The sequence below is a fragment of the Flavobacterium petrolei genome (assembly GCF_003314435.2).
Taxonomy (GTDB): Bacteria; Bacteroidota; Bacteroidia; order Flavobacteriales; family Flavobacteriaceae; genus Flavobacterium; species Flavobacterium petrolei.
In genome coordinates, this window is record NZ_QNVY02000001.1 from 468,852 (window position 1) to 482,216 (window position 13,365).

Below are 13,365 nucleotides of genomic sequence, written 5' to 3' on the forward strand. Positions count from 1 at the left end.
GATGAAACAAATCAAAACTCTACTAATTGCTGCAATTTTAATGTTAGGAGCAAATCAAACAATGAATGCACAAGCAAAAACAGCTCATGTTGATGTAAGTGAAATTATGACAAAAATGCCAGCAATGTTAGAAGCTCAAAAACAATTAGATAAATTGAGTACTACTTATGATGCTGATTACAAAAAGATGGTTGAAGAATACCAAGCAAAATTAAAAAAATACGAAGCTGAAGCTGCAACTGTTACTGAAGCTATAAACGGAGATCGTTCTAAAGAAGTGCAGGATATGCAAAAAAGAATTGTTGATTTCAGAGACAATGCTCAAAAAGAATTACAACAAAAAGAATCTGATATCGTAAAACCATTAATGGAAAAAGTAAGAGCTTCTATCCAAAAAGTAGGAAAAGCAAAAGGATTCCAATATGTTCTTGATGGTTCTTCTCTTTTATTAGCTGATGGTCCAAACTTGACTATGGATGTTAAGAAAGATTTAGGTTTCTAAAAGAAATCATTAATCATAATAAAAACTGCTCACCCTAACAAAGGATTGAGCAGTTTTTTTGTTTAAAACAAATCATAGGAAATTTAAATCGTAGCATGTAACTTTGTTTTTATGAATAGCAATAATCAACCTATAGGAATCTTTGACTCAGGTATTGGCGGAACTTCCATTTGGTCAGCGATTCATCAATTGTTGCCAAATGAAAAAACGATATATCTTGCAGATAGTAAAAATGCACCTTACGGACAAAAATCTAAAAAAGAAATTGTCGCACTGAGCATGAAAAATACCGATTTCTTGCTTGAAATGGATTGTAAATTAATAGTAGTAGCCTGTAATACCGCAACCACGAATGCAATTCAGGAATTAAGAGCAAAATATAACGTTCCGTTTATAGGAATAGAACCGGCTATAAAACCAGCAGTCACACATTCGAAAACGCAGATTATAGGAATCTTAGCGACACAAGGAACGCTGAATAGTGAACTTTTTAATAAAACTACTGAAAAGTACCAAGACACTAAAATAATAGAACAGGTAGGTCACGGATTAGTTCAGCTAATTGAAAATGGAGAAATCAATTCGCCAGAAATGACTAAATTGCTTCACTCCTATCTAGAACCTATGATAAAAGCTAATATTGATTATTTAGTTTTAGGTTGCAGCCACTATCCCTATTTGATTCCGCAGATAAAAAAAATACTGCCGGAACACATTCATATTATTGATTCGGGTGAAGCTGTAGCTAAGCAAACGCAACATATACTTCGGGAAAAAGTAGGATTCGCTTCCGTTGAGGAGAAGCAACCTGTTTTTTATACCAATACCAATCCTAAAGTTTTAAGTGAAATTTTAGGTAATAACTTTAAGGTTGACGAAATAGAGTTTTAAACTATTCAAATTTTCTTTTAACAAACCAAATACCGTCCAAACTTAAATTAAGAGACAATTTATGATAATTCTCTTTTATTAATCCGTCAGTAATTCTACCTTTTTGTCCAAATGAATAACTGATATTTAGTGCTGAAAATGTATTATCGATGGGAAGTGAAACTCCAACTGAAAACGACATAGCATTAATTCTTTTATTATCAACTTCGAGGTAACCGGTATCATAATTGAATCCCGTTGAATATTGAATCCTATCAGAGTAGCTCCTTATATCTCTTGGCTTACTATAAGAAAATCCCAAAGCAAATTTATCCTGGTTTACGTACTTCCCATACACATCAGATTGATTGGTGCTATTCCACAATCCTTTTCCGTAATCTAGTGTCAGATTTAAGTTATTCTTAAAAACCTTACTTAAACCCACTCCTATTTCCAATGGCATATAGTAATCATCCGTATCCGACGCAACCTCTGACTCAATAGCCAAAGATCCTGAATTAAAGACTGAAGTTACGGATTGTACTTTAGTAGCATTTATTTTTGTTGGAGATTTCAAATTCATTCCCAAAGTAAATGTAGAATCAACTAAGAACTGGCCTCCCAGAGATGCCCTGACGCCATTATAATTTGTCTTTTTATAAATATTCGTTACCGAATTAGCAATACTATAATCTCTATCATCTGTAGTATTTCCAAAAAGGACAGAGGTAGAAAGCCCCAATGCAATTTTTTTACCAATTTTATAGCCATAGGAAATATCAAAATCATTTAATCCACCTGTTCCGGTAGCATTCAAAGTATAGTTTTCCTGACTATCCTGAATAGGCAATGATAAATTAGATATTTTGAATGTAGAACTCGAATAGGGTTTTAGCGCCAAACTAAAAGCAGATTTTTTAGAAACTGGAAAAGCTAAAGCAATGTGAGAAAATTGCACATTATTTCGACCCTCTTTTTTTGAGTTGTTTTCGTAACTGGATAAGATAGCTTTCCCTCCAATGTCAAATAAAAAATGATTCTGATCCATAAATCCTAAAGATGCTGGATTTAAATTGTTGATAAATCGGTTTGAGGGCAGAGCAATACCGGAAGAACCTATTCCGGGAATCGGACCAAAATCTGAATCATATAAACTTCCTAAACCATACAGAGAGTATGGAGAACTGGAAATACTTTGTGAAAACGAAACTGTTGTTATAAAAAGAAACAAAGCTAAGAATGCTATTTTATTTTTCATCTAATAAGAAATATAATAAATTTTCAATTGAATTTTGTTGGTCGAATTTTTCTGATCACCTAAAACCAGTCTGTCAACTGCTTTTGAAATACTGGGCAATGTGAGAATTAAGGACGATCTAGAGTCAGACTCCTTTAGCATTTCAGCTTGTAAAAAAGCACCAATAGAAATTTTATACCCAATATTCTCATTGAATTCATCACTTGTAGCGTTCAAGAGTCCATAAACAGCCGTTCCATCTATAGTATTTAGCGTTCCTTTGATTCTATTTAATTTATCCCCTACAAAAACACGTAAAGAATCCACTAAAGGATAAGCAACTGAATAGGTATTATTTATTGGTTTTATGATTAACTCAGCATCTACAATTGCCCCTTTTTCAGAGAGGTATTTCAATTGTTTAATATTAGGAAAATCAACTCGGCAAGCAAGCCCTGTCCCTGATTGAATGAAAGCTTTATTCCCCGTTAACAAACTGGACAGCTTACTGGAAGAAACAGGTAAATCCTGAATTTGTGTTCCAGCTCTATCTAAAGTGATATTATTAAATTGCTTGGAGACATCTAAAATAGAGAAGTTTTTAATTAATGAGGTTTCTGTATCGCCTTGGTATTTTGAATAATACAACCGAAGTGCGCTAGACAAATTAAAACCTACAACACTAGAGGAATTCCCTGATGTTGACTTGATAACAAATCCTTTGAGATATTCTATAAACTCATCAGAATTTGATATTTCAAGTTTTTTCAATTTTAAAAAAAGAGCATTTCCAAATTCATTATCCAGTTTCACAACCACCGAATCCATACTATTGGGTTTTGGTTTAAATGAAATACTACCGAGACTTTCCACATCATAGCTTAAACTGGAATTATTGTAAAAGCTATCATCATCTGAGTTTGGCTTAACCTTTTGTGTCAATCTATGAATACTGAGAGATTGCACTTTTGTTGTGTCTCCGTAGAAATACTTATCTTGTTTTAAGACCATTTTAATCGAATCGAAAACATAATTTGGAGCATCAGTATCAGAACTTTCATTATAAAGACTGTACGTTGTAGCCGAGAGCTGAAAATAACTATCTGATTTTACTTTTCCAAAAATAGGATCGTCGTAATTACCTACCAAAATTCTGCTCTGACTGGATGTAACTAATGAATCAAAATTAATAGTAGAAACGTCAACAGTTACAGTATCTATTAATATTACTTTATTACTAACCGATAAATAATCAGAACCAACAACAAATTCTCCAGCGTCAGCATCAGAGTTACATGAAGTCATCATAATCCCTAAAACCAGCAAAAATAATACCTTGTGCATAAATGTTTTTTGAACAAATATATAGGAGACCACTTTATACCGCATAATAACATATACCGCTCACAGCTTTGTGTCTATAAAATGGCCGTTCTACTCTATAATTAAGATACAGCAAGTAATTAATCATTCGACCTTACAAATGCCCCGTTAGTCTATGAAATTGGACGGTACATATATATTCTTTTTTTTAGTTGGATAACGTATCTACTTTTGAATCAATAAAAAAATTATGAGAAAAAAGACTTTAGCAAATCTGTTGTTTATGATTCCAATTCTTACTGCATCAGCCCAAAGCGGATATTCCTTAGAGTTAAATATAAAAACACAACCAACGGAGAAAATTACAATACATGAAACTGGAATTGGACTAACTTTTTTTAAAAATATTGACACTAAAAATAAAATAACCAACACCTTCAAGTACAAGAATATTGGAGTCGATTATTCATTAGAAAATTATGATTTACAAAATAGTCTGAATCAGTATAACGGTTTCGAAAATGATTTTAAGCTCTCTCATCAATTAAGCGGTACTACAAAACTGAATATAGAAATTAATCCAATGGTCAATTTCGAAAATAATCTTGGAATTTCTGATGTGTCGATTCTCGGTGGTTTAGAGACATCTCATTCTTTCAATAATTCAAACACAATCAGCATTGGAGTAAAAAGGATGGCGCTTTTTGGCAAACCGGAAATACTGCCTACTTTTTCTTTTTATCATCAAATCAGCCCTAATGCATTTATTGAAGCTGGCTTTCCAAACTCCACATTCTCTTATTCAAATAACGCACGAAATAGTTTCAGTTTGACAAATAGTTTCAATGGAAATTTTTACAACCTAGACAAACCCGAAGTTCTTGACCATTTGAATGCGGCTACAAAAGTGAGTTTTTCACAAATGACTTCGGCATTAGAATATGAAAGAAATATGGACTCAAACTGGTTTGTAAGTTTAAAAGGAGGCTACGAATTCAACAAAAAGTATAATCTAACGAATAGCAGTGGCGACTCAAAACTTAATTTTAATAGCACTAACGGCTACATTTTTAACATTGGAATAAAATACAAACATTAATAAACACGATAAATTATGAATATTTTTAAAAAAGGAATATTGTTCACTACACTTTTTGCAAGTTTAGTATTTGTAGGCTGCAGCAATGATGACGATGACGAAGATTTAATAGGAAACTGGATTAAAAAATCCTCCTTTGACGGGCCGGCAAGATCAAGCGCAACGAGTTTCGTAATTGGCACTTATGCTTTTGTAACCACTGGATATACAGGGGATGAATACCTAAAGGATCTTTGGGCTTACAATTCAACAGGCGATTATTGGGAGCAAAAAGCTGATTTCATTGGGTCAGCAAGAAGTTCGGCTTCTGGATTTGAATTAAACGAAAAAGGCTATATAGGTCTTGGTTATGATGGTACTAATAAATTAAAGGATTTTTATGAATATGACCCCAGCAGCAACACTTGGATGAAAAAAGCTGATTTTGCAGGAACAGCACGCTATTCAGCAGTGGGGTTTCAAGTGGGCGGTAAAGCGTATTTTGGAACCGGTTATGATGGGAATTATCTGAAAGACTTTTATCAATACGACCCAACTACCGATTCTTGGTCATTATCAAATGGTTTTAGCGGAGAAAAAAGACGAAATGCTACAGTTTTTGTAATTGATGATAAAGCTTTTTTTGGAACAGGAGTAAATAACGGAGCTTACCAAGTTGATTTTTGGATGTTTGATCCGGCAACTGAACTATGGACAAGAAAACGCGACATAGATCAAGACACTGATGATGACGATAGTTACAATGATGAATATGTAATTCTACGTTCTAATGCAACAAGTTTTTCTATGAACGGTTTAGGATATGTTGCTTGTGGCGAAAGCTCAAAAACGATATGGGAATACAATCCAACAACTGATAGTTGGGAAGAAAGAACATCTCTTGAAGGTTCAGCCAGAACAGATGCAATAGGTTTTTCAATCAACCAGCGAGGATTTGTGATGCTTGGAAGAACCGGAACCACTTATTTTGATGATTCATGGGAATTTAAACCTTTAGAAGAACAAAACGATGACGACAATTAAACCAACAAATATATTCTTCTGGGCTACAATCCAGAAGAATTTTACTTTAGTAAAAAAAATAAACATACTACTTTTTACACTGGGCTTGTTTCTATTTATATCTTGCAACAAAAGTGAAAACCTAAAGGTACAATCTTTAAAAACAGCTACGGGCTGGGGTTATTGCATAACTAACAAGGACAAAACTATAATAAAACAAACTATAATTCCTGTTATCAGCGAAAATAAAAGCTTCAAAACAGAAGAAGAAGCGCTGAAAGTAGGGAACTTAGTATTACAAAAATTGAAAGATGATTTATCGCCTACGGTAACAAAAAAAGATTTAATTTTATTAGCTGTAAAAATCTAGATGAACATAGAAGGAATTAAAAATAACAATTTAAACCAAATACTTTTTCATAGTATGATTTGGTGTTTTTTCATTGTTACCTCACTACTTCAGTTTTACGAAAGTCCTTTTCGTATTGGCGTCGATTTCTATTTACAATGGACTACCGGAATACTATTATTCTATCTGAATTATTTATACCTAGTCCCCTTATTGCTTTTGCAAAAGAAATACTGGCAATATTTCTTGATTACAATTGCGTTAATAACCCTATTTATGATTGTTCGGTTTATTTTCTTTATGCCCGAATTTCAAAACATGAGGCCTTTAAGAATAATAAATCAATCCGGAAAAGAGATTTTATTAAACCCAAATTTCAAAAGGAAACAGCCGTTTTTTTTAAAAATTGTCCCTTCTTTTTTCTACATATTAATCATTACAATTAGTACAATTATTAAAACTTTGTCTGAATTATACAACAATCAGCAAAACAAATTAATAGCCGAGACGCATAGAACTTCTACAGAATTAAATTATCTAAGAAAACAGACCAATCCACATTTTTTATTTAATTCCCTGAACAGCATTTATTCATTAGCCTATAAAAAATCTGATTTAGTTCCGGATGCCATTGTAACTTTGTCAGAAATGATGCGGTATATGTTGTATGAAACCGATAATAAATCGGTATTTCTGGAAAAAGAAATCAATTACATAAAAAACTATCTTGAGCTGCAAAAACTGCGATTGAATAATATTGAAAACATCACCATCAATATTCATGGCGAGACAAAAAATAAATACATAGAACCGTTGCTTTTGATTTCATTTATTGAGAATGCTTTCAAATATGGCACGGATTATAAAGGGGCAGCTTTTGTAAAAATTAAAATAACAATTGATGAAGATATTTTAGATTTTTGGGTAGAAAACAAAATTGAAAATCACCGAAAAGATCCGGAAAATTCAGGAATAGGATTGACCAATATTGAAAGTCGCCTGAATCTCCTTTATCCTAATTCACACCAACTCACTATCATTGAAACCGACAGTAAGTACAGTGTTCATTTAAATCTAAAACTAGACCAGATTCAAACTTCTTTTAATTAGGGAAATTACTATTAGCTTTAGTTGTTCTAAATTTAAAATAAAAACAGAAAAGATGAAATGTGTAATTATAGATGACGAACCATTAGCGGTTGATTTGATTAAAGAATTTGTAAGCAAAGTAGAATCACTTGAACTGGTGAACACATTTACTAACGCCATTGATGCCCTTTCCATAATCAATCAATCTAATGTTGATTTGATTTTTTTGGATATAGAAATGCCTCATTTTTCAGGAATTGATTTTATTAATGCCATCGAAAAAAAGCCGTTAATTATATTTACAACAGCTTATTCAAATTATGCTGTTGAAGGATTTAATCTTGGCGCAGTTGATTATTTAGTAAAACCTATTCCTTTTCATCGGTTTTTAAAATCCGTTTTACGAGCACAACAAATTTTCAATCCACAAAATCTACCTGTAAATAGCAGTCCCATTTCTATTCCTGAAATCGAACAGGATTTTATGTTTGTAAGAGCTGAATATGAAAATGTAAAATTAAATTTTTCGGATATTTTGTTTATAGAAGGATTGAAAGATTATGTCAAGATTTACACCACAGACAATAAGTTTACGCTAACATTGATCAGCCTTATTAAACTGGAGAATTTGCTTTCCTCTAAAGGATTTGCTAGAATTCACAGATCCTATATTATCAATATAAAACACGTGAAATCAATCCAAAAAAACAAAGTAATCATTGCCGAAAAAAGAATCCCAATTAGTGAAAGTTACAAGAACTCCTTCTTTGAGAAAATCAATTTATAATTTGAAATAGTACATTAAAATCTAAATCCTATTCCTCTTTAAACCAACTCGAATACATTACATAATTATTAGAAATGCGTTCAATTTCACCGGCAAAGTCAGATTGATTAATATCTTTTACCTTTTTGGCAGGAACTCCCGCCCAAATTGAGCCTGATGTTACCACTGTATTTTGAGTTATTACAGCTCCGGCAGCCACAATCGAATTACTTTCGATGACACAATTATCCATCACAATTGCTCCCATTCCTATTAGTACATTATCGTGAACAACACATCCATGTACAATGGCATTATGCCCAATAGAAACATTATTTCCTATAATAGTTGGGTGTTTTTTGTAGGTACAATGAATAACTGCTCCATCTTGGATATTTACTTTATCACCTATTTTGATGAAATTGACATCGCCACGAATTACTGCGTTAAACCAAACACTACAATTTGCACCAAAAGAGACATCGCCTACAATAGTGGCATTTTCGGCAACATAACAATCCTCAGGAATTGAAGGCGATTTGCCGTTAACAGATTTTATTAGCATGATGATATGAGTTAATTAATTGCCGGACAATTACAATCGTATTTTACAGGTTTACAAAACAAATCGATTCCTAAAGTGATTTGGTGATAGCCCCCATTATCAAACTTTACGGCTCCGGACAATTGAGAATAGGTATAAGCAAACATAAACTTATCAAAATTTACACCGACAATAGGTGTGATGTATTGTAGTTTTTGCTTGGAAATTGTATTTCCATCAATGTATTCAGCACCATCAAAACTTCTTCGGTAAGACAAACCGCCCCAGACTCTTCCAAAATCTAGATTTTTGTAGGCTTTCAAATTAATGTCAATTGCTTTTTCATTTGTTTTTTCAACCATTTGAAATAAAACAGAAGGCTCCCACAATATTTTGTCTCTATTGCCAAAAATGTAACCAGCACTCAATAAATATTTCCTCAAATTATCACTTTCATATTCCGTATAAATATCTCTTCTGGTCTCTATGACATTTTTCACGGTTGCATGCGCATAAAAATCTAGAAAATTATACGAAGCACCAATATCTACATTAAAGTAAGAATCCTTTTGCACAACAGTTCCATCAATAATTGGATCAAAATCACCAGATTGTCTAAATTCCGTTTCGTCCAATTGACTTTGAATCAAACCAGCACTCATACCAAAAGATAATTGATTTAAATCAATTTCATCTCTGGAAAACATAAGATGATACGCATACGTAAATTTGACTCCTTTTTGGGAATGGTAACCGTTTTTATCATTAAAAAGTATAATTCCAGCTCCTGCTTTTTCCCCTACTCTTCCATTAAAACTTAATGTTTGCAATTCAGGAGCATCGTTTTGATCGAACCATTGCTTACGACCGGTTAACCTCAATTTAGCACAATTTGCAGCGCCAGCCATAGACGGATGTATCAGATAATAATTGTCTGATAAATAATCCGAATACACAGGGATTCCTTCTTGAGCAAAAGAATAATGTGTTATAAATAAGAGTGCCACTAGAATTTTAATTTTATGATACATTGAAATATTTTTAAGCAAAATGAATAATTCCAAATTAACATTAAGATATTTAAGATAATGATTTCCACACTTTAAAAACTAAACTAAAGTTAATTTATTCATTAAAAAATCAAATATAGTTATTCATAGAAAATAACTTTAGTAAATTTGTAAAAAATTCAAAAATCATGAATAAAGTTACTACAAAAGAAACACAAAACCCAACGATATTAAAGTTTGAATTTCAAGATTTCATCACTCAAAATGAAAGTTTTGAATTTAAAAATATCGACGAAGCAAAAACGTCTCCATTAGCACAACAATTGTTTTATTTACCGTTTGTAAAAACAGTTTATATATCCGGGAATTTTATCGCAATCGAAAAATACAGTATCGTAGAATGGGACGATGTCAAAGATGCTGTTGCAGAACAAATGGAAAAATTTGTCAACGATGGTGGAACAATCATCACTATAGATGAAAATAAAACGAAGAAACAGCCTGTCACAGTTTATGGTGAAACTACTCCAAACCCTTCAGCATTAAAATTTGTAGTAAGTAAAATGCTAACTAAAAATGCGATAGAGTTCAAAAACATTGATCAAACAGCTGCTTCACCTTTAGCCAAAGAACTTTTCAAATTTCCTTACGTAAAAGAAATTTTCATTGATGAAAACTACATTTCTGTAACCAAATATGAAATCAATGATTGGCAAGAAATCACTTTAGAACTGAGAAGTTTCATCAAACAATATATTGAAAACGGAGGAACTGTTTTAGATGAAAATTATGTTGCTGCAGTTACCGCAGAAGAAACAGTTAAGGCAAAAGAATTTGATAATCTGGATGTAACTTCGCAACAAATCATCAATATTTTAGAAGAATATGTAAAGCCTGCCGTACAAGCCGATGGTGGAAATATCGCCTTTGACTCTTACAACGAAAATGACAAAACCGTAAAAGTAATTTTGCAAGGTGCCTGCAGTGGTTGCCCTTCTTCTACTTTTACATTAAAAAGCGGTATCGAAAACATGTTGAAAAGTATGCTGAATGACGAAAGCATCAAAGTTGAAGCAATAAACGCATAAAATAAATACTATTTACTTGAAAACCTTTATGTTACGTTAAATATTTATCGTTTTTGAATGTTCTATTTAAAAAAATTGGTAAATTTATGTTTCACTTAACAAATAGAAATCATGTCAATATTAAAAGTAATTGAAATACTTTCCAGCTCAGAAATTAGTTGGGAAGATGCAGCTCGAAAAGGAGTTGCTAAAGCGTCAAAATCTGTAAAACACATCCGTTCTGTCTATGTTCATGAACAAAGTGCAACAGTAAGTGATGGTGCCATTGCGGAATTTCGAGTAAATCTCAAATTGACTTTCGAACTCGAATAAAGAACTTAACAAAAACAAATCAAAGCGTTTCATTCGAGACGCTTTTTTTTTAGAAGCTATTTCCCGTCATCCGTTGCAATCTTTCCTGCCCTGAAAAAGCTCAGGACCAGAAAGGATTTCCTCTACTACCGGGGCTAAAAACGACCCTATGAACGAACTACATTTAGAAACCAGCCCATACTTATTGCAACACGCCGGTAATCCTGTACACTGGAAAGCTTGGAATCCAAAATCATTGGCAACAGCTAAGGAAAACAATAAACTTATCATCATAAGTATTGGTTATTCCGCTTGTCATTGGTGTCATGTAATGGAACACGAAAGTTTTGAAAATCAAGAAGTCGCTCAGGTAATGAATGCACATTTTATATCCATAAAAGTCGATCGGGAAGAACGCCCAGATGTTGATGCGGTTTACATGAAAGCCATACAAATCATGACCGGTCGTGGCGGATGGCCGCTGAACATAGTGACGCTTCCTGATGGAAGACCTGTTTGGGGCGGCACCTTCTTTAAGAAAGAGGAATGGATAGAATCCCTGAACCAATTGCAGGAACTCTATCAATCTGCCCCTGAAAAGATGATTGATTATGCCGAAAAATTACATCAGGGAATTCAAGAAATTGGATTAATTCAAAACGATAACACAGAAACGGAAGTAAACCAAAACAGACTGAAACTCTTAGTCGAAAAATGGAAAAAAAGTTTCGACTCGGAATTTGGCGCCATGGCCAGAGTACCTAAATTTATGATGCCTAATAATTACCAATTTCTGTTGCGGTATGGCTATCAAACGAAAGATACCGATTTGCTGGACTTCGTGAATCTTACATTAACAAAAATGGCGTATGGCGGGCTTTTTGACACTGTTGACGGTGGTTTTTCGCGTTATTCTGTAGATATGAAGTGGCATATTCCTCATTTCGAAAAAATGTTATATGATAACGGCCAATTGGTTTCTTTATACAGTGATGCCTATAAATTAACCAAAAACCTGTTGTATAAAGAAGTGATCGAAAAAACACTTCGTTTTATCGAGAAAGAATTAATGAATCCGGAAGGCGGCTTTTATTCAGCACTGGATGCAGATAGTTTAAACTCGGATAATCAACTTCAGGAAGGCGCCTTTTATGTCTGGAAAATTCCAGAATTAAAGGCAATCCTAAAAGAAGATTTTGATTTATTCAGTCAAGTATTCAATTGCAATACTTTTGGATTGTGGGAAGACGAAAACTATGTTTTAATTCAAAACCAAACTTTAGAAAGTATTGCGGAACATAATAAGATTCCCGTTTCAGCACTTCAAACTAAAAAAATATTTTGGGAAAAATTGCTTTATAGCGAAAGAGAAAAACGACAAAAACCAAGACTCGATGACAAATGTCTGACTTCTTGGAATGCTATAATGTTGAAAGGATATGTTGATGCGTACAAGACTTTGGGAAACCAAAAATATTTAGATATCGCACTACAAAATGCCCATTTTATAATCAAAAATCTCTGGTCTAGTGAAGGGAATTTATTCCACAATTATAAAAACGGAAAAAGCAGCATCAATGGGTATCTGGAAGATTATTGTTTCGTGATTGCAGCATTCATTTCCCTTTATGAAGCAACTTTGAATGAAAAATGGCTTCACGATGCGAAACTACTTATGGACTATAGTCTGGACCATTTTTATGACAATAAAAAATCCTTGTTTGCTTTTACGTCAAATCTAGACGAAGCGTTAATTACAACACATTACGAAACCGAAGACAATGTGATTCCGGCTTCAAATTCAGTGATGGCAAAAAACCTATTGCAAATGAGCATCTACTATAATAATTCCTATTATGAACAAGTCAGCCATCAAATGTTGCTGGTTATACTACCTAGAATTGATTATCCATCTGCTTTCTCAAATTGGATGGATTTAGCATTAAATTACTCGGAACAAAACAAAGAATTAGCCGTTTGTGGCGAACGAGCTTTGGAGTATTGTACAAAAATAAACAGTCTTTATATTCCTAATGTTGTTATCGCTGGATCACAGAATAAATCAATACTTCCATTTTTAGATTCTCGTTATTCAAACCTGGAAACACTGTTTTTTCTCTGTCAAAACAAAACTTGCCTCATCCCAAATACTGATTACCAACAAATTATTAATGATTTAATGAAGTAATCTTAAA

The 13,365-nt window shown here is 33.0% G+C and carries 14 protein-coding genes; 10 read left to right on the forward strand and 4 right to left on the reverse strand.

The features are described from left to right. The first annotated feature begins 1 nt into the window (after nt 1). Nucleotides 2–502 (forward strand): OmpH family outer membrane protein, encoded by a 501-nt coding sequence (locus tag DR871_RS02080; protein ID WP_113665061.1) that lies wholly within the window; start codon nt 2–4, stop codon nt 500–502. 111 nt (nt 503–613) lie between these two features. After that, nucleotides 614–1,393: a glutamate racemase gene (murI, locus tag DR871_RS02085; protein WP_113665060.1), complete on the forward strand. Its 780-nt coding sequence runs from the start codon at nt 614–616 to the stop codon at nt 1,391–1,393. Between the two features lies 1 nt (nt 1,394). On the opposite strand, the gene DR871_RS02090 is transcribed toward murI, so the two are convergent. Together DR871_RS02090 and DR871_RS02095 are read right to left on the reverse strand one after the other, a co-directional pair. Beyond that, a complete protein-coding gene (locus DR871_RS02090; protein WP_113665059.1) occupies nt 1,395–2,630 on the reverse strand; it encodes an aromatic hydrocarbon degradation protein in 1,236 nt (411 codons plus the stop codon). Continuing rightward, nucleotides 2,631–3,953, reverse strand: a complete 1,323-nt coding sequence (locus DR871_RS02095; protein ID WP_113665058.1) for a DUF4270 family protein — start codon at nt 3,951–3,953, stop codon at nt 2,631–2,633. A gap of 229 nt (nt 3,954–4,182) precedes the next feature. Between DR871_RS02095 and DR871_RS02100 the strand changes: the two genes are divergently transcribed. From DR871_RS02100 to DR871_RS02120, 5 genes are read left to right on the forward strand one after another with little or no spacing between them, the layout of a single operon-like run. Continuing rightward, complete coding sequence (locus DR871_RS02100; protein ID WP_113665057.1) at nt 4,183–5,031, forward strand: hypothetical protein; 849 nt, start codon at nt 4,183–4,185, stop codon at nt 5,029–5,031. 15 nt (nt 5,032–5,046) lie between these two features. Then, a complete protein-coding gene (locus DR871_RS02105) occupies nt 5,047–6,054 on the forward strand; it encodes a Kelch repeat-containing protein (protein WP_113665056.1) in 1,008 nt (335 codons plus the stop codon). Beyond that, nucleotides 6,041–6,403, forward strand: a complete 363-nt coding sequence (locus DR871_RS02110; protein WP_113665055.1) for a DUF4907 domain-containing protein — start codon at nt 6,041–6,043, stop codon at nt 6,401–6,403. The genes DR871_RS02105 and DR871_RS02110 overlap by 14 nt, the downstream gene beginning before the upstream one ends. Further along, a complete protein-coding gene (locus tag DR871_RS02115; protein ID WP_113665054.1) occupies nt 6,404–7,492 on the forward strand; it encodes a sensor histidine kinase in 1,089 nt (362 codons plus the stop codon). A gap of 52 nt (nt 7,493–7,544) precedes the next feature. Next, complete coding sequence (locus DR871_RS02120; RefSeq protein ID WP_113665053.1) at nt 7,545–8,258, forward strand: LytR/AlgR family response regulator transcription factor; 714 nt, start codon at nt 7,545–7,547, stop codon at nt 8,256–8,258. Nucleotides 8,259–8,286: 28 nt separating this feature from the next. Here DR871_RS02120 and DR871_RS02125 read toward each other — a convergent pair whose 3' ends face one another. Both DR871_RS02125 and DR871_RS02130 read right to left on the reverse strand, forming a co-directional pair. After that, nucleotides 8,287–8,802, reverse strand: coding sequence for a gamma carbonic anhydrase family protein (locus DR871_RS02125; protein ID WP_113665052.1), 516 nt, complete (start codon nt 8,800–8,802; stop codon nt 8,287–8,289). 11 nt (nt 8,803–8,813) lie between these two features. Continuing rightward, nucleotides 8,814–9,812 (reverse strand): PorP/SprF family type IX secretion system membrane protein, encoded by a 999-nt coding sequence (locus DR871_RS02130; RefSeq protein WP_113665051.1) that lies wholly within the window; start codon nt 9,810–9,812, stop codon nt 8,814–8,816. Between the two features lie 167 nt (nt 9,813–9,979). Here DR871_RS02130 and DR871_RS02135 point away from each other — a divergent pair, with 167 nt between their 5' ends. From DR871_RS02135 to DR871_RS02145, 3 genes are all read left to right on the forward strand, one after another. Next, entirely contained in the window at nt 9,980–10,879 is a 900-nt protein-coding gene (locus tag DR871_RS02135; RefSeq protein WP_113665050.1) for a NifU family protein, read from the forward strand. Between the two features lie 111 nt (nt 10,880–10,990). Then, nucleotides 10,991–11,191 carry a dodecin family protein gene (locus DR871_RS02140; protein WP_113665049.1) on the forward strand — a complete coding sequence of 67 codons (201 nt, stop codon included), beginning with the start codon at nt 10,991–10,993 and terminating at the stop codon, nt 11,189–11,191. Nucleotides 11,192–11,339: 148 nt separating this feature from the next. Continuing rightward, nucleotides 11,340–13,358 carry a thioredoxin domain-containing protein gene (locus tag DR871_RS02145; RefSeq protein WP_113665048.1) on the forward strand — a complete coding sequence of 673 codons (2,019 nt, stop codon included), beginning with the start codon at nt 11,340–11,342 and terminating at the stop codon, nt 13,356–13,358. The last annotated feature ends 7 nt before the right edge of the window (nt 13,359–13,365 follow it).